Origin of the sequence: Gordonia desulfuricans NBRC 100010 (assembly GCF_001485495.1) — a bacterium.
In the GTDB taxonomy this organism is placed as follows: Bacteria; Actinomycetota; Actinomycetes; order Mycobacteriales; family Mycobacteriaceae; genus Gordonia; species Gordonia desulfuricans.
Window position 1 is genome coordinate 1 of sequence record NZ_BCNF01000014.1, and the last position, 16,765, is coordinate 16,765.

The window sequence follows — 16,765 nt, forward strand, 5'->3', positions numbered from 1 at the left end:
GGTCCCGGCTCAATCATCTACGGGTAGTTGGTGATTGATTGTTCCCAGCTCAATCACAAACGGGTAGTAGTTGGTTGACTGTTCTCGACTCAATCATCAACGGGCGGTGGTTAGTTGGTGGTTGAGCCGTCGAGGAGCGTAGCGACGAGACGTGTCGAAACCTCCGCCGGCCGACGTCGACGACGCAACCACCGTCGCAAGCGTGGGCAGACAGGCTCATCTCGCCTGATCCGCGACGTGGCCTTGGCCGGTGGAGGAATCAGTCACCCCGGACGTGTCCGGGGTGACTGCGCGGGGTGAAGACGAGATCCCCGGCCGCGCGTTTCGTGACGCGGGTCGCCGACGACCCGATGATCAGCAGTGTGCGCATGTCCACGACCGACGGGTCGAACTCACCCACGGTGGTCACGGTCAGCGACTGCGTCGGACCGCCGACGTCGCGTCCGAGCACCATCACGCGGTCGGCGTCGACGGTCTCGCTGAGGATGTCCTTGAGCGCGGGGACCTGCCACGCGCGGCTCGCCGACCCCGGGTTGTAGATCGCGATCACCAGGTCCGCCGACAACGCATGCCGGATCCGGTCGGCGATCACCTCCCACGGCTTGAGCCGATCCGAGAGCGACACCACCGCGAAGTCGTGCCCGAGTGGTGCGCCGACGGCGGCTGCCACGGCATTGGCCGCGGTCATTCCCGGGACCACACGCACCGGCACGTCGGCCCATCGCGGTTCGGACGCCACCTCGGCGACGGCGGTCGCCATCGCGAACACGCCGGGGTCACCCGACGACACCACCGCCACCCGAGCGCCGCGCGACGCCAGATCCAGGGCGAAGTCGGCACGTTCGGCCTCGACGCGATTGTCGCTGGCGTGCACGCGTTGTCCCGGACGCGGTGTGACCCGCGCCAGATAGGTGGTGTAGCCGATCAGGTCGGTTGCGGCGTCGAGTTCGCGGCTCACCTCGGGGGTGGTCCACTCCGACGATCCCGGTCCCAGACCGACGACGACGACCTCACCCCGCGGGGCCGGGTCCGCCTCGCCGCGTGGATTGTTGGTGCGACCAGGGACGACGATCATCGAGAAGTAGGGCACCGCAGCCGGATCCACGTCCCGCGCAGGCGCCACCTGCTGCACGTCGGTGGACGCGCGTTCGACGTACCATGCTTCGTCCAGCCGGCCCGCCTCGTCGAGGGCGTCACGCACGCGGGTGAACGTGCGGCCGAGCTTCATCACCGCGAAAGCGTCGGCGCGAGAGAACAGTTCGCGCATGCGGGCCTGGGGCAGGGTGCCGGGGACCACGGTCAGGGTCTCCTCGCCCTCGACCAGCGGCACCGCGATCGCCGCCGACGATGCGCTCACCGACGTCACCCCGGGGATGATCTCGGCACGGAACTCGCCGGCCAGTCGCTTGTGCATGTGCATATACGAGCTGAAGAACAGTGGGTCGCCCTCGGCGAGCAGCGCGACGTCGCGTCCGGCCCGCAGGTGCTCGGCCAGCACCGCGGCGCTCTCGGCGTAGAAGTCCTCCAGCGCACCGGTATAGCCACCCGGATGGTCGGTGGTCTCGGTGGTCACCGGATACATCAGGCGTTCTTCGATCTGCCCGTCCCGCAGATACGGCTGCGCCACCGATCGCGCGATGCTCCGGCCGTGGCGGGCACAGTGATAGGCGACGACGTCGGCGGCACCGATCACCCGTGCGGCCTTGACCGTCACCAGTTCACTGTCACCGGGACCGAGGCCGACACCCCAGAGGGTGCCGGGGGTACGAGAGTCGTCGGATAGCGGGTCGGACACGCTCATTCCTCCGGGCTGGCGAGTGCGTTGACGGCGGCCGCGGTGATCGCCGATCCGCCACGTCGGCCGGTCACGGTGATGAACTCGAGGTCGGTACGGGCGGCGAGTTCGGCACACGACTCGGCGGCCCCGACGAAGCCGACGGGGGCACCGACGATCGCGGCGGGGCGCGGTGCGCCGGCGTCGATCATCTCCAGCAGCGCGAACAACGCGGTCGGGGCGTTGCCGATCGCAACCACCGCGCCTTCCATCTCCGAGCGCCAGAGCTCCAGGGCCGCAGCAGTTCTGGTGGTCTCCAGGCGGGCGGCCAGCACCGGCACCCGCGGATCGTGCAGATGGCACAGCACGTCGTTGTCGGCGGGCAGGCGCTTACGCGTCACACCGCTGGCGACCATCGTCGCGTCACACAGGATCGGGGCACCGCCGGCCAACGCGGTTCGCGCCGCCGACACCACACCCGGCGTCGCCACCACGTCGCGGGTCAGATCGGTCTGCCCGCACGAATGGATCATCCGGACGACCACTCCGGCCACATCCGGCGCGAACGCCGACAGATCGGATTCCTCGCGGATGATCGAGAATGATCGGCGATAGATCGCGGCGCCGTCCCGCAGGTACTCGCTCATGGTGACGACCAGCCTAGGCCACCGCCGGGAGCGGTCGTGCCGGTGCCCGATCGGCTACCGCTGTTCGCGCCGGTAGCCGTCGGCGGTGGCCTCCACCCGCAGATGGGGTCCCGGCGGGGTCCCGCATCCGCGTGCACACCCCACCCAGTGCTCACGGGCGGTGATCGGTTCCCCGGACGACACACGTTCGAGGACATCGGCACGTACCGGGGACAGGCCCTTGGCGCAGCCCGGCGATCCGGCACAACAACTGACCTGCGCCCACGGCGACGACGCATCGAAGATCAGGCCCATCGGTGCCAGTACACGGACCACGGTCTCGGCCACACCCTCGGTGAGATCGCACAGCAGGATCTCGCGATCGGGGGTGATCACGATCGGCGCCTCGACGGCGGCCAGGAACTCACCGAGGCGGGCGGGTAGCCGTCCCAGCTCCACCACCGCCCCGAGCAGGACGCGCTCGTCGTCCTGGGTGAACCATCCGACGATCGGGGAGGTCGGCGCATCCGGCAGGGATTCGTCGACCGGCGCCGACAGCCGGTCGCGTGCCCGCGCGCCCAGTTCGGCCCGTGCCGCGGCATCCAGGTCACGGATCCGCCAGGCACGTCCGTCGCCCCCCACCTCGACCATGTCCGCGGCGACGGCGGTCAGCGCCGCCGGGATGTCGGCCACATCGGTCACCGAGCCGACCACCTCACCGTCGAGCACGATGTCGGCGGCCGAGGCCCCGTGACCCGGATCGCCGCGCAACACCGCGGCCGCATCGGGACCGCGGGTGACGATGTCGCCGTGGCCGTCGTCGAGTCCGAACAGGAACCGTCCGGACAGCTCGGACAGGGCGGCGTCGGCGCGGATCGCCGCGTCGAGCGCGCCTGCGGTCGGCCGGAGGTCGCCGAGTCCGCCGATCCGCCCGGTCACGGCACTGACCTCGATGTTGCGGACCTTCTCGTGGCTGCTGCTCGGCACCAGTCCGGCGTCGGTGAGGGCATCGGCGACGGCGTCGACGTCACCGATGCCGCGGATCTGGAGATTGGCACGTCCGGTCAGTTCGACGAAGCCGTCACCGAATTCGGCGGCGACCCGGGCGACGGTCTGCATCTGGTCGGGTCCGATGGTGCCGCCGAGCAGGCGGATCCGGGCGAGGGCACCGTCTGCGGCGGGGTGTGGATCGAACACCCCGGGGCACCGGTCATGGGCTGGTCGTCGGGCCGCGTCGGTCACGGACTCCAGCGTAGGCCCGCCCCGGTCCGGGGTTCACCTCGCGCCGCCCACCGATCGGGTCGGCCGGTGCGCTGGGGCACACCCCGGCTGCACTAGGCTCGAATCCACCCAGCGTGCAGAAGCCGGTGCGAGTCCGGCGCGGTCGCGCCACTGTGTCGGTGCCCGGTGTGTCCGGATCGCCGAAGTCAGACCTGCGGGCTGGGTACACCGACCCCCGTGACCGGGCGCGCCACCCCGGATGAGGAGCTCCATTCATGATCCTGCTGCTGTCCACCTCCGACACCGACCTGATCACCGCGCACGCCAGTGGCGCCGAGTTCACCATCGCCAACCCGGCGCGGCTGCTCGTCGACGATGTCGCCGGTCTGGTCTCGGCCGCCGACCTCACCGTCGTCCGCATCCTCGGTGGCCGGCGCGCGTGGGAAGAAGGCCTCGACGCGGTGCTCGCGGTGGGCCGCCCGGTGGTGGTGCTCTCCGGTGAGCAGCAGCCCGATCCGGATCTGATGGCACTGTCCACCGTCCCGGCGGGTGTGGCCGCGCAGGCGCACAACTACCTCGCCGCCGGCGGCGTGCCGAATCTGGTGAACCTGCACAACTTCCTGTCCGACACCGTCCTGCTCACCGGGCTCGGTTTCGACGAGCCGGCGCAGACTCCGGCGTGGGGTGTACTCGAGCGCACCGCCACGACCGTCGCCGACGACGCACCGACCATCGCGGTGCTCTACTACCGCGCCCAGCATCTGGCCGGCAACACCCGCTACGTCGACGCGCTGTGCGGGGCGATCGAGGCCGCCGGGGCACGGGCGCTGCCGGTGTACTGTGCGTCGCTGCGCACCGCTCCGGATGAGCTGATCGCATTGCTGGGCACCGCCGATGCGCTGGTGGTGACGGTGCTCGCCGCGGGCGGAGCCACCCCGGCCACCGCGTCGGCCGGCGGCGACGACGAGTCGTGGAACATCGAACGGCTTGCCGCGCTGGATATCCCGATCCTGCAGGGGCTGTGCCTGACCGGCCCTCGGGCGGACTGGGCGGCCAACGACGACGGGCTGTCGCCGCTGGATGTGGCCACCCAGGTGGCGGTCCCGGAGTTCGACGGCCGGATCATCACGGTCCCGTTCTCGTTCAAGGAGTTCGACGAGAACGGCCTGCCCTGGTACCAGCCCGACACCGAGCGCTGCGCCCGGGTGGCCGGCATCGCCGTCGCCCACGCCCGGCTGCGGCACACCGCCGCCGCCGACCGTCGGATCGCGATCATGCTCTCGGCATACCCCACCAAACATGCCCGCATCGGCAATGCCGTCGGCCTGGACACCCCGCGCAGCCTGCTGCGGTTGCTGTCGGCGTTGCGTGCGGCCGGCTACGATCTCGGTGCCGAGTCCGGCCCGGATGCGATTCCCGGCCTGGCCGAGGATGATTCGGATGCCCTGATCCACACGATCATCGCCACCGGTGGTCAGGATCCGTACTGGCTGACCGAAGAGGCCCTGGCCGCCAACCCGATTCGGGTGTCGGCCGCCGACTACACCGCCTGGTTCGCCACCCTGCCTGAGGGTCTGCGCACCGGCGTGATCGAGCACTGGGGTCCGCCGCCGGGGGAGATGTTCGTCGATCATTCGGCCAATCCCGACGGCGACATCGTCGTCGCCGCACTGCAATTCGGCAACATCGCGATCATGGTGCAGCCGCCGCGCGGCTTCGGTGAGAACCCGGTGGCGATCTACCACGACCCCGACCTGCCGCCGTCACACCACTACCTCGCGTCCTACCGCTGGCTGGCCGGTCGCGGCGGTGCCGCCGACGTCGCGGGCTTCGGGGCCGACGCAGTGGTGCACGTGGGCAAGCACGGCAACCTCGAGTGGTTGCCCGGCAAGACCCTCGGCATGTCCGCCGACTGCGGCACCGACGCCGCCCTGGGTGATCTGCCGCTGGTCTACCCGTTCCTGGTCAACGATCCCGGCGAGGGCACCCAGGCCAAGCGACGGGCGCACGCGGTGCTCGTCGATCACCTGATCCCGCCGATGGCGCGCGCCGATTCCTACGGCGACATCGCCCGCCTCGAGCAGCTCCTCGACGAGCACGCCAACATCTCCACCCTCGATCCGGCGAAGCTGCCCGCGATCCGCCAGCAGATCTGGACGCTGCTGACCGCGGCCAAGATGGACCACGACCTCGGTCTGGCGGAACGGCCCGACGAAGAGGTCTTCGACGACATGCTGCTGCACGTCGACGGCTGGCTGTGCGAGATCAAGGACGTCCAGATCCGCGACGGACTGCACGTGCTCGGCGAACCGCCGGTCGACGCCGCCGAGGTCGACCTGGTCCTCGCGATGCTGCGGGCCCGTCAGCTGTGGGGCGGCACCAGCGCCCTGCCCGGCCTGCGCGAGGCCCTGGGCCTGACCGAGGGCAGCGGTGCGGCCGCCCGCACCGACGTCGACGACGTGGAGGAGATCGCCCGCGGTCTGGTCCAGGCATGCGCCGACGGCGACTGGTCGGCGGACGCGGTGACCGCCGCGTCGGCCGGACACCCCGATGCCGTCGCCGACATCCTGCGGTTCGCGGCCACCGAGGTGGTGCCGCGGCTGCGGCAGACCGCGGGCGAGATCCCGCGGGTGCTGCACGCCCTGGAGGGCGGGTTCATCCCGGCCGGCCCGTCGGGCTCACCGCTGCGCGGCCTGATCAACGTGTTGCCCACCGGCCGCAACTTCTACTCGGTCGACCCCAAGGCCGTGCCCTCCCGGCTGGCCTGGGAGACCGGGCGGGCGATGGCCGACTCCCTGCTCGAGCGTTACCTCACCGATCACGGCGAGTACCCGGCGTCGGTGGGTCTGTCGGTGTGGGGGACCTCCGCCATGCGCACCTCCGGTGACGACATCGCCGAGGTGCTCGCCCTGCTCGGCGTCATGCCGATCTGGGACGAGGCCTCGCGCCGGGTGAGCTCGCTGGAACTGATCGAGCTCGCCGAGCTCGGCCGTCCCCGCATCGACGTGACCGTGCGCATCTCCGGGTTCTTCCGTGACGCCTTCCCGCACGTGGTGACGATGCTCGACGACGCGGTCGCCCTCGCGGCGGGTGCCGACGAACCCGACGAACAGAACTTCGTCGCCGCCCACGCCCGCGCCGCGCTCGCCGAGCACGGCGACGAGCGGCGTGCCACAGCCCGCATCTTCGGTTCCAAGCCCGGCACCTACGGCGCCGGTCTGCTGCAGCTGATCGACTCCCGCGACTGGCGCACCGACGAGGACCTGGCGCGGGTCTACACCGAGTGGGGCGGCTACGCCTACGGTCGCGACCTCGGCGGGGTGGCCGCGGTCGACGACATGCGTGCGGCCTACCGGCGGATCGCGGTGGCGGCCAAGAACACCGACACCCGTGAGCACGACATCGCCGATTCCGACGACTATTTCCAGTACCACGGCGGCATGGTGGCCACCGTCCGGGCGCTCACCGGCCGCTCGCCGGAGGCCTACATCGGCGACTCCACCCGCCCCGACGCGGTGCGTACCCGCACGCTGAGCGAGGAGACCAGCCGGGTGTTCCGTGCGCGGGTGGTCAATCCGCGGTGGATCTCGGCGATGCAGCGGCACGGCTACAAGGGTGCCTTCGAGATGGCCGCGACCGTCGACTATCTGTTCGGCTACGACGCCACCACCGACGTGGTCGCCGACTGGATGTACGAGAAGCTCACCGAGGCCTATGTGCTCGACGAGGACAACCGCGAGTTCATGACGCAGTCCAATCCGTGGGCGCTGCACGGCATCGCCGAACGGCTGCTCGAGGCCGTCGAACGCGGGATGTGGCATGAGCCGCCGGCGCAGCTGCTGGAGGATCTGCGGGCGGTGTATCTGCAGACCGAGGGCGACATCGAGGGCCGCAACGAGGACTGAGTGGCGACCGGTACGAGGTGTCGGGAGAAAAACCGGCATCTCGTTCGTTGTACCCACAACGACACCCCTCGGGAAGGCACGATCATGCGTCTGGCAGCTGTACTCCTCTATCTCGCCGTCGAGATCGGCGCGTTCGTGGCGATGACGATGACCCTCGGCTTCGCGTGGGCGGTCCTGATCAGCATCGCCGCGGCGGTCGCCGGGTTCGCGATGCTGCGCTGGCAGGGCGCCAAGGTCTTCGGCAGCCTGCGCCGGGCCGCCCGCAACGAGGTCGATCCCACCGCTCCGCTCGCCGACACCGCACTGGTCGCCGGTGCGTCGTTCCTGCTGATCGTGCCGGGCGTGGTCTCCACCGTGCTGGGCATGATCGCCCTCACCCCGCCGGTCCGTCATCTGCTCCGGCCGGCGGTCGCCGCCTTCGGCGCACGCCGGGTGGTGGTCGCGATGGATCGGGCCGGGGTCTATGCCACCGGGTTCGCCCGGGGCCCGGTGATCGACGGCACCGTCGTCGACGCACCCGCCGCACAGGACCCGACCGTGATCGACGGGGACGTGATGAGCGCCACCGGACCGGGATCGGGCACGTCGGGAGACCGTGGACTGCCGCGGGGCCGCTGACACGTCACATCCTCGATCAGGGCACACTGGACGATCGTGACTACCGAACTCCTGCTGGGCGGTCTGGTGTATTCGTCGAGCGTCCCCGACGCCACCGCGCTGGCCGTCACCGACGGCATCGTCACCTGGGTGGGCACCGACTCGATCGGCCGTGCGCTGCATCCCGACGCCCGGGTCACCGACCTCGTCGGCCGGTTCGTGGCCCCGGCCTTCGTGGACTCCCACGTCCATCTGACCTCCACCGGTCTGGCCCTGTGCGGGCTCACCCTCAACGAGGCCGACGGCCGCGCCGACGTCCTGGCCCGGCTGGCCGCCGCGGTCGCCGGCACCGCACCGGACGAGCTGATCTGGGGCCTGGGCTGGGATTCGTCGACCTGGGCCGGTCCCGACCCCGACGACCGGCGTGCACCGACCACCGCCGAGATCGACGCCGTCGTCGGCGACCGCCCGGTGTACCTGGCCCGCGTCGACGAGCATTCCGCGCTGGCCTCGACCGGACTGCGTCGCCTGGTTCCCGACCTCACCGCCGCGGAGGGATACGAACCGCAACTCCCGCTGATCGCCGCCGCCCACCATCTGGTGCGCGGTGCCGCACAGCGCCTCATCACGCCCGCGATGCGCACCCGGATGCAGCGCACCGCCCTCGACGCCGCCGCCGCGGCCGGCATCGTGATGGTGCACGAGAACGGCGGACCCGACATCACCGGACTCGACGACTTCGTCGCCCTGGCCACCCTCGACCACCCCGTCGGCGTGCGCCGACTGTGGGGTCAGGCCGCCCGCAGCCCCGAGCATGCCGCCGAGCTGATCGCCGCCACCGGCGCCCACGGGCTGGCCGGTGACCTGTTCGTCGACGGCGCGATCGGCTCGCACACCGCCTGGCTGACCGAGCCGTACACGGATGCGCCGGGGGAGTGCGGGATCACCCACATCGACCCCGAGACCGTCCGCGCGCACATCCACGCCTGCACCGTCGCCGGGATCCAGGCCGGTTTCCACGTGATCGGTGACGCCGCGGTGAAGACCGCCGTCGCCGCCTTCGACGCCGTCGCCGACGAGCTCGGAACCCCTGCGGTGGCCCGGTGCGCACACCGCCTCGAACACGCCGAGATGGTCGATGCCGCCGACGCCGCGGTGCTGGCACGCTGCGGTGTGATCGCCGGGCAGCAGCCGTTGTTCGACGCCGAGTGGGGTGGGGCCGACAAGCTCTACGCCCGTCGTCTGGGTGTCGAGCGTGCGGCCACCCTGAACGATTTCGCGATGCTCGCCAAGACCGGCGTGGCGCTGTCGTTCTCCTCCGACTCCCCGGTGACGCCGATGAGCCCGTGGGCCACCGTGCGGGCCGCGGTGCACCATCACCGCCCGGAGAGCGCCCTGTCTGCGCGTGGTGCCTTCTCCGCCTGCACCCGTGGCGGGTGGCGGGCCGGCGGCGTGCACGACGGCCTGACCGGCACCCTGGAGCCGGGTGCCCCGGCACACTTCGCCGTGTGGGAGGTCGACGAGCTCGTCGTCGCCGGATCGCATGCGCGGGTGCAGCGGTGGTCCACCGACCCGCGGTCGCGGGTGCCCGCGCTACCCGATGTGAGCCCGGGCGCGCCGCTGCCCCGGTGTGTGCGGACCGTCCGCGACGGACAGGACATCTTCGTGGGTGCCGATTGGTGAGCCACCCCTCGACGCATCCGTGGACCGGCCTGCGCCTGCCCACCCTCGCCCCGCGCGTGGCGTGGCTGGTGCGCACGGTGGTCGCCGCCGCGGCCGGCGTGGCCATGTGGACGTCGTTCCCGCCCCGCGACTGGTGGTACATGGCGGTGCTGTCGCTCGGCGTGCTCTACGCACTGCTGAGCCAGGGCCGCCCGCGTGCGCGCACCGGCGCATGGATCGGATTCGTCTACGGTCTCGGTTTCTTCGTCCCGTTGCTGCCCTGGATCGGCGTGTACGTCGGCCCGCTGCCGTGGCTCGCGCTGGCCGCCGCACTGGCCGGCTACCTCGCGGTGTTCGGGGTCTGTGCCACGGTCACCATGCGGTTGCCGTTCCCGCCGGTGTGGTTCGCCGCGGTCTGGGTGCTGGTCGAGGCCGCGCGGTCGGCGTTCCCGTTCGGCGGCTTCCCCTGGGGCCGCACCGCGTTCAGTCAGGTCGACGGACCGCTGCTGCCGCTCGCATCGGTCCTGGGCACCGCGGGGGTGAGCGGTGCAGTCGCCCTGTTCGGTGCGTGTCTGGCGTGGGTGGTGCAGTTGCTGCTGTTCCGGCACGCCGCGCCCGGTGCACCGGCACACGGTTCGCTGGTCCGTCCCGGTGTGGTGGCGGTGGTCCTGGCCCTGCTCGGGCCGATCGCGGCGATCGGACTGACCCCCGACACGCTCGACCGCAACGTCTCGGGGACATCGGCCCAGGTCGCCGCCGTGCAGGGCAATGTGCCGCGGCTGGGTCTGGACTTCAACGCGCAGCGTCGGGCGGTGCTCGACAACCACGTGCGCAACACCTTCGGCCTGGCCGATGCGATCGACTCGAACACCGCCGCCCGCCCGGCATTCGTGGCCTGGCCGGAGAACGCCTCCGACATCGACCCGCTCGCGAACCCGGATGCCGCGGCCGAGATCACCGAGGCCTCGGTGGCCGTCGGCGCACCCATCCTGGTGGGCACCCTGGTCCGCGACGCCGACGGCCGCCCCACCAACACCGTCCTGGTGTGGGACGGCGAGAAGGGGCCCGTGGGCCGCTACGACAAGCACATCATCCAGCCGTTCGGTGAGTATCTGCCGTGGCGGCCGTTCTTCCGGATGTTCTCGTCGTATGCCGACATGGCCGGCAACTTCCGGCCGGGCACCGGGTCGTCGGTGCTGCAGGTGCCCACCGACTCGGGCACGATCCCGGTCGGGGTGGCGACCTGCTGGGAGGTCGCCTTCGACCGGGCCGCACAGACCGCCGTCGACCAGGGCGCCCGGATTCTCTACGTCCCCACCAACAACGCCACCTTCGGCCGCACCGACATGACATATCAGCAACTGGCGATGTCCCGATTCCGGGCCGTCGAACACGGTCGGGCGGTAATCGTGGCCGCCACGAGCGGGGTCAGTGCGCTGGTCGAACCGGACGGAACGGTCACCGCACAATCGGGGATCTTCACCGCGGCGGTGCTCTCGGCACGGATGCCGCTCCGCAGTGAGACCACCGTCGCGACCCTGCTGGGGGCATGGCCGGAGCGGGTGATCGCGGGCGCTGCACTCGTGGCGCTTTTGTTTGCGATGGCGACGCGTACTAGGTTCTCTCAGAGGCTCACGACCGGGCGGCGCCGGAAGTCCAGCCCATCCGGAGCAGTACAACACAAGTCAGAGGAGTTCGCCGGTGACGAACAGTGAGGGATCGCCCGCGACCGGAATCGGTGTCCAGCCGGTGGTCGCGTCCGACGGCGCCGGGGCGCTGGTCGTCATTCCCACCTACAACGAGCGGGACAACCTCCCGCTGATCGTCGGACGTCTTCAGGGCGCACTGCCGGGTATCCACGTCCTCGTGGTGGACGACTCCAGCCCGGACGGCACCGGTGAGGTCGCCGACGAGCTGGCCGGCGCCGACGACCTGGCCCGCATCCACACCATGCACCGCGTCGAGAAGGACGGTCTGGGCAAGGCCTACCTCGCCGGTTTCGCCTGGGGACTCGACCGGGACTACCGGGTGGTCATCGAGATGGACGCCGACGGCAGCCACGCCCCCGAACAGCTGTCCGGGCTGCTCGATGCGATCAATGCCGGTGCCGACCTCGCGATCGGTTCGCGCTATGTGCCCGGCGGCAAGCTGGTCAACTGGCCGCGCCGGCGCGAGATCCTCTCCCGCGGGGCCAACACCTATGCGCGCCTCGCGCTGGGTGCCGGGATCCACGACATCACCGCCGGGTACCGCGCCTACCGCCGTGAGGTGCTCGAGAAGATCGACCTCGGCTCGGTGGAGTCGGCCGGATACTGCTTCCAGATCGACCTGGCGTGGCGCACCGTGCAGGCCGGGTTCACCGTCCGCGAGGTGCCGATCACCTTCACCGAACGTGAGATCGGCGTGTCCAAGATGAGCGGCGGGGTCATGTCCGAGGCATTCCTGAACGTGGCGCGATGGGGGCTGGCGAGCCGACTGGCCCAGGTCGGCATCCGACGCGGCTGAGCCCGGCCCGGAGCCGGGAGCGACAGCAGCCCGAACACAGACACAGACGGCAACGGCCGGAGAGGTTGACCCTCTCCGGCCGTTGCCGTCTGTGGTGCCCCGTGGGGCGATCGTTCAGTTGCCCACGCCACGCCGACGCTGCTTGAGCAGCTCCAGGCGCTCGTTGAGCAGCACCTCGAGCTCTTCCTCGCTGCGACGCTCGAGGAGCATGTCCCAGTGCGTGCGCGGCGGCTTCACCTTCTTCTCCTCGGTCACCGTCCCCTCGAGGATGGTGCCCTCCATGCCGTTCTTGCACGGCCACTTCGACGGCACCTCGGCCTCGTCGGCGAAGGGGACGTCGAAGATCTCCCCGTTGTCGGTGCGGTACTGAACGATTCGCCGGGGCGCGAGATCGTGATCACGATCGGTCTCGTAGCTCACCGCACCGAGGCGGCTACCCCGAAGTACTCGATCTGCCATGCTGCGTTCCTTCCGGGTTCTCGACGCTGAACAGGCCCATTCTACCCGCCTGCCGGGCCGTATCCGTCCGGGTCGACGAGTCGACGATCGCCGGGCGGGTCGGACCCACCGGCACGACCGGCCGCACGGTACCGTCTGTTGTCGTGGAGACGACCCGAACCCGGCAACGCCCCTATGCGTGTGCGTGGTGCGGGTCGACGATGGTCGACTCCGAGACGGGTCGTCGCCGCAAGTACTGCAAACGGTCCTGCCGGCAACGCGCCTATGAACAGAGAGCGCAATTGACCGGGTCATCTATTCCCGGCGCATCCGGACTGGGGCTGACCATCCCGCCCGACGCGGTGATCCTGAGTGCTTCCGACGTCGCGGACTTCGGCGATCGGATGTTCGCCTTACGTTGCGCCGCAGAAGATCTCGCGACCGCCGTCGATGAGGACGCCGACACCGCAACCCTGGCCGGACTCGCCTCGGAACTGCTGGCCCGGGCACGCGAGGCCGAACGGCTCCGATAGCCGGGACGCCACGGTCACCACCGGTGCGGTGACGTGGGTGACCGCACCGCGGGTGGCCGGTCCGACGGGTTTACCTCGACGCTGACCAAATGTCTGTCACCGGTCACCCGCGCGGTGTACAAAGGACGTCACTCGCGCATCGAACCCCGACCGGCCCCGCCAGAGTTTCCCGGAGCACGACGAGGTGATCGCGCACCGGAGTTCACCGACATCCACACACGGCTTTGGGGGCCCATATGAGCGCACACGGCAGCACCACGTTCTCCACGGCGATCACCGACGACTCCGTCGGCGGCGGCGGTATCGGCACCAAGCAGCAGCAGATGCTCGATTTCGAGACCAACTGGTACACGTTGGGCGGGGGATCGTCGTCGGAGATCACCGAGCAGTTCGGATTGTCCGACCGCGACTTCTTCACCGAGGTCGACCGCCTCGTCGACACCTCCCCGCCGGCCTCGCTGAGCAGCACCGAACTGCGTCGTATGCGGCGCGTGATCCGCCATCGTCTCTGGATGGCCGGCTGCGCGCGACCCGGTTCCGGCGGGTAGCGTTCGAGTACCACCGTCCGCATCCGGATCCGAGAGTGCTGCACATCCCATGGCCCCGTTCTCCGACGACGATCTCGAGGAGTTCTATCGTCGGATCGAGATCCTCACCGACCTGACGCCGACGCGGCGCGCACCGCGCCGCCCGGCGCCGATCATCGACTGCCCGACCCCGTACAAGGACGCCTTCGTCTCCGAGGGCACGGCACGCGAGGGTATCGACCGGATCCGTCAGGCCGGCCGGCGGGCACCCAACCTGCGGTGCTATCACTGCCGGTGCGGTCGGTGGCACATCACGAGCTCGCCACCGCGCGACGATCTCCCGCGTCGCGTCGAACACCGCCGAGGACGTCGCCGATGACATCACACCCACCGCATACGCCTGATCGTCACACCCCGGAGAGACCCGTCGCGGACGCGCATGCGGTCGCCGTGCTCGACCTCGTCACCGCCGACCCGGCCGGATCGGCCAAGGCCTACCAGCAGCTCCTCGGTCACGGCGCCGCCGACACCGACATCCATGTCGGAAATGCGCGAATACGGTTGCACGACAAGGCCTCCGACGATCCACATCGGGTCCTGTTCACGAGTTCCGACACCGATGCGCAGGTCCGCTTGCTGCAGCGTCGGGGCCTGGATCTGCACCATCGGCATGCCGACGAATGGCATGCGCCCGACGTGCCCGTCGGCGTGATCACCCACGCGCCCGCGGCGCTGCCTGCGCGCGCCGACGACATCGCCGGCCTCGACCACCTCGTCTTCGAGAGCACCGACCGCGATCACGCGGTGGCCCTGTTCGGGTCCACCCTCGGCCTCGACTTCCGGCTCGACCGTCAGGTGTCGCCGGGATTGCGTCAGCTGTTCTTCCGGGCCGGCGATCTCGTCGTGGAGGTGGTCCTCGCCGACGGCGCACCGGCCACCGAGCCGATCTCGCTGTGGGGGATCGCCTGGCGCAGCCACGACGTGACCGCAACCCATCGTCGTCTGACCGATCTCGGTGTCGGGATCTCGGAGGTGCGCGTCGGCCGCAAGCCGGGCACCGCCATCGCCACCGTGTACGACCCGCTGCTCGCCACCCGGACCGTGGTGATCGGTCCCCTGGACGGCTGAACTGCCGACCCGCTGAACTGCCGCCCGCTGAACTGCCCACCCACCCGGTCGCCGGACCGGTGGTCCGGCAGGGCGGGATCGGGATCGGGGCCGACTGGGATTCGTCGGGTCTCGAACATATGATCTATTCATGGGTATGGCTCGGATCGGCGGCGACAGCGGACGACCGCACCGGCCGGCCTTCGTCCGGGTCGGGCACCGGGCGGTGCAGATCGACCTCAACGCGCTGTATCCGCAGACCCCGCACCACAGCGGGACCTATCATCCCGACGGACTCCAGGTGCGCAAGATCGTCACCGGGGTGCTCACCGAATGGGCGCTGTCGGAGTGGGGTGAGTGGTACGGGAAGGTCACCTACACCCTCACCGCCCGTGATCGTCAGGAATCGGTGACCCACTGGGTCCCGGGCTGGGCGCTGAAGCCCACCGACGACCGTCGCAGGCCCACCGACGACCGTCGCCGATCCACCGACGGCCGGCCGGGTGGTCCGCCGCGGCGGTGAGCCGGTTCAGGACGGGGTGCCGATGACCGCCGACCCGAGGAGTTCGCAGGCGGTCAGCGCGAGTGCGAGATCGAGGCGGTCACGGTCGGGCGGTACCTCGGCGAGGGCTTTGCCCACCCGGTACTTCACGGTGTTGCGATGCAGGTTGAGTTGGGTGGCGGTGTGCAGATGACTCTCGCGGGTGGCGAAGAACACCGCGAGCGTCTCACGCAGCGTCGCCGCCGTGGGTGTGTCGTCGGCGAGGGGTCCGAGGATCTCGTGTGCCCACGCCCGGGTCGCGTCGAGGTCCTGGGCGAGCATCGAGACCACCGCGATGCCACGGTCGGCGAATCCCACGATCTGCCCGGTGACACTGCCCGGCATGGACGCCAGCAGGTACGCGGCGTGTGCCTGCCGGTGCGAGCGTCGGAACCCGGTGACACCGTCTCCGGCGAGACCGATCGCCGCGCGGACCCGGGTGTCCGATCCCGACTCCGACGGGAGCACGTCGGGCGGGATCCGGGGGGCCCGCCCCGCATCCAGACGCCCGCCCCGCACACCGAACGGGATCCACATCCAGGCCGTCGTCCGGTCGATCGCGGTGATGATCGGACGTGACTCGGCCCGGACGGCGAGCGCCAGCTCGCGGGCGACCCGGTCGAGGAATCCGGCCTGACGCGGGTCGGCGGCATCGGTCCAGACGATCACCGCGAGGTGACGCTGATCGAGGCGGTACCCGGTCTCGGACTCGAAGGCGCGGGGGTCGGCGTCGGGGGAGTCGAGCAGCCGGCGGATCGCCGCGGCGGCCACGTTGGCGTCGGCGCCGAGCCAGCGCCGCCGTTCGGTCTCGTATGCCTGGAACACGTATCGGGTGATCCAGTCGATGTAGCCGAACATCACGTCGGAGATGTGTCGGGTCACCGCCATCGCGCGGTCGGCGGGCAGATCCAGTTCCTCGATGATCTCGAAACAGGTCATCATGACGCTGTTCTGGCCGAGGTGGTAGGCCCGGACCAGCGAGTTCGACGGCACGTCGCGCTGGGCGAGCCGCAGCGCGTACTCGACGGCGGCCGTGGTCGGCTGGAGGTGGTCGATCGGGATGTCGTTGGCCAGCACGTGGATGATCGTGGACACGTTGCCCTGCACGCTCGCGTGCAGCATCTCCACGAGGTTGGGGTCGGAGTCGAGCTGATCGATCTCGCGCGCCATCATCCCGGTGAGGTCGGTGACCAGTTCCGGTTCGCGCTCGCGCAGCCGAACGGCGATCGCCGCGACCTGTTCGAGCAGTTCGATACTCGCGGCGGCCGGGACCCGGGCCAGTCGGGCCTGCGCCGCGGCCGCTCCGGGATCGGGGGACACCGAGGTCAT

The 16,765-nt window shown here is 70.4% G+C and carries 15 protein-coding genes; 10 read left to right on the forward strand and 5 right to left on the reverse strand.

Annotated elements, in window-relative coordinates:
- Positions 1–259: 259 nt before the first annotated feature.
- From GD1_RS02430 to cobG, 3 genes are read right to left on the reverse strand one after another with little or no spacing between them, the layout of a single operon-like run.
- Positions 260–1,795, reverse strand: coding sequence for a precorrin-2 C(20)-methyltransferase (locus GD1_RS02430; protein WP_244882475.1), 1,536 nt, complete (start codon positions 1,793–1,795; stop codon positions 260–262).
- A 2-nt stretch (positions 1,796–1,797) separates the two neighbouring features.
- The gene (locus GD1_RS02435; RefSeq protein ID WP_053776777.1) at positions 1,798–2,421 is read right to left on the reverse strand and encodes a precorrin-8X methylmutase; all 624 of its coding nucleotides are present in this window, start codon (positions 2,419–2,421) and stop codon (positions 1,798–1,800) included.
- A gap of 54 nt (positions 2,422–2,475) precedes the next feature.
- Positions 2,476–3,642 carry a precorrin-3B synthase gene (gene cobG, locus GD1_RS02440; protein ID WP_059035410.1) on the reverse strand — a complete coding sequence of 389 codons (1,167 nt, stop codon included), beginning with the start codon at positions 3,640–3,642 and terminating at the stop codon, positions 2,476–2,478.
- Positions 3,643–3,896: 254 nt separating this feature from the next.
- Here cobG and cobN point away from each other — a divergent pair, with 254 nt between their 5' ends.
- The 5 genes from cobN (at position 3,897) to GD1_RS02465 (ending at position 12,290) form a co-directional block, all read left to right on the forward strand.
- Complete coding sequence (gene cobN / locus GD1_RS02445; protein ID WP_059035411.1) at positions 3,897–7,526, forward strand: cobaltochelatase subunit CobN; 3,630 nt, start codon at positions 3,897–3,899, stop codon at positions 7,524–7,526.
- A gap of 84 nt (positions 7,527–7,610) precedes the next feature.
- On the forward strand, positions 7,611–8,144 hold the full coding sequence (locus GD1_RS02450; RefSeq protein WP_059035412.1) for an FxsA family protein: 534 nt from the start codon (positions 7,611–7,613) through the stop codon (positions 8,142–8,144).
- Positions 8,145–8,180: 36 nt separating this feature from the next.
- Positions 8,181–9,806 (forward strand): amidohydrolase, encoded by a 1,626-nt coding sequence (locus tag GD1_RS02455; protein ID WP_059035415.1) that lies wholly within the window; start codon positions 8,181–8,183, stop codon positions 9,804–9,806.
- 104 nt (positions 9,807–9,910) lie between these two features.
- Entirely contained in the window at positions 9,911–11,500 is a 1,590-nt protein-coding gene (lnt, locus tag GD1_RS02460; RefSeq protein WP_083533806.1) for an apolipoprotein N-acyltransferase, read from the forward strand.
- Positions 11,487–12,290: a polyprenol monophosphomannose synthase gene (locus GD1_RS02465; RefSeq protein ID WP_059035417.1), complete on the forward strand. Its 804-nt coding sequence runs from the start codon at positions 11,487–11,489 to the stop codon at positions 12,288–12,290. The genes lnt and GD1_RS02465 overlap by 14 nt, the downstream gene beginning before the upstream one ends.
- A gap of 114 nt (positions 12,291–12,404) precedes the next feature.
- Here GD1_RS02465 and GD1_RS02470 read toward each other — a convergent pair whose 3' ends face one another.
- Complete coding sequence (locus GD1_RS02470) at positions 12,405–12,749, reverse strand: RNA polymerase-binding protein RbpA (protein ID WP_020791141.1); 345 nt, start codon at positions 12,747–12,749, stop codon at positions 12,405–12,407.
- Positions 12,750–12,949: 200 nt separating this feature from the next.
- Here GD1_RS02470 and GD1_RS02475 point away from each other — a divergent pair, with 200 nt between their 5' ends.
- The 5 genes from GD1_RS02475 (at position 12,950) to GD1_RS02495 (ending at position 15,418) form a co-directional block, all read left to right on the forward strand.
- Positions 12,950–13,261, forward strand: a complete 312-nt coding sequence (locus tag GD1_RS02475; RefSeq protein ID WP_059035419.1) for a hypothetical protein — start codon at positions 12,950–12,952, stop codon at positions 13,259–13,261.
- Positions 13,262–13,563: 302 nt separating this feature from the next.
- Entirely contained in the window at positions 13,564–13,809 is a 246-nt protein-coding gene (locus GD1_RS02480) for a DUF3263 domain-containing protein (protein ID WP_157079354.1), read from the forward strand.
- 49 nt (positions 13,810–13,858) lie between these two features.
- Complete coding sequence (locus tag GD1_RS02485) at positions 13,859–14,167, forward strand: hypothetical protein (protein ID WP_059035420.1); 309 nt, start codon at positions 13,859–13,861, stop codon at positions 14,165–14,167.
- Complete coding sequence (locus GD1_RS02490; RefSeq protein ID WP_202927162.1) at positions 14,164–14,916, forward strand: VOC family protein; 753 nt, start codon at positions 14,164–14,166, stop codon at positions 14,914–14,916. The genes GD1_RS02485 and GD1_RS02490 overlap by 4 nt, the downstream gene beginning before the upstream one ends.
- 136 nt (positions 14,917–15,052) lie before the next feature.
- On the forward strand, positions 15,053–15,418 hold the full coding sequence (locus GD1_RS02495) for a hypothetical protein (RefSeq protein WP_059035422.1): 366 nt from the start codon (positions 15,053–15,055) through the stop codon (positions 15,416–15,418).
- Between the two features lie 6 nt (positions 15,419–15,424).
- Here the strand turns inward: GD1_RS02495 and GD1_RS02500 are convergent, their stop codons facing one another.
- Positions 15,425–16,765 (reverse strand): PucR family transcriptional regulator, encoded by a 1,341-nt coding sequence (locus GD1_RS02500; protein ID WP_059035425.1) that lies wholly within the window; start codon positions 16,763–16,765, stop codon positions 15,425–15,427.

Excerpts from the sequence above, each read along its gene's own strand:
- GD1_RS02435 (WP_053776777.1), bottom strand. The coding sequence starts at position 2,421 with ATGAGCGAGTACCTGCGGGACGGCGCCGCGATCTATCGCCGATCATTC.
- cobN (WP_059035411.1), top strand. The coding sequence starts at position 3,897 with ATGATCCTGCTGCTGTCCACCTCCGACACCGACCTGATCACCGCGCAC.
- GD1_RS02450 (WP_059035412.1), top strand. The coding sequence starts at position 7,611 with ATGCGTCTGGCAGCTGTACTCCTCTATCTCGCCGTCGAGATCGGCGCG.
- lnt (WP_083533806.1), top strand. The coding sequence starts at position 9,911 with ATGTGGACGTCGTTCCCGCCCCGCGACTGGTGGTACATGGCGGTGCTG.
- GD1_RS02470 (WP_020791141.1), bottom strand. The coding sequence starts at position 12,749 with ATGGCAGATCGAGTACTTCGGGGTAGCCGCCTCGGTGCGGTGAGCTAC.
- GD1_RS02475 (WP_059035419.1), top strand. The coding sequence starts at position 12,950 with ATGGTCGACTCCGAGACGGGTCGTCGCCGCAAGTACTGCAAACGGTCC.
- GD1_RS02485 (WP_059035420.1), top strand. The coding sequence starts at position 13,859 with ATGGCCCCGTTCTCCGACGACGATCTCGAGGAGTTCTATCGTCGGATC.
- GD1_RS02490 (WP_202927162.1), top strand. The coding sequence starts at position 14,164 with ATGACATCACACCCACCGCATACGCCTGATCGTCACACCCCGGAGAGA.
- GD1_RS02495 (WP_059035422.1), top strand. The coding sequence starts at position 15,053 with ATGGCTCGGATCGGCGGCGACAGCGGACGACCGCACCGGCCGGCCTTC.
- GD1_RS02500 (WP_059035425.1), bottom strand. The coding sequence starts at position 16,765 with ATGACCTCGGTGTCCCCCGATCCCGGAGCGGCCGCGGCGCAGGCCCGA.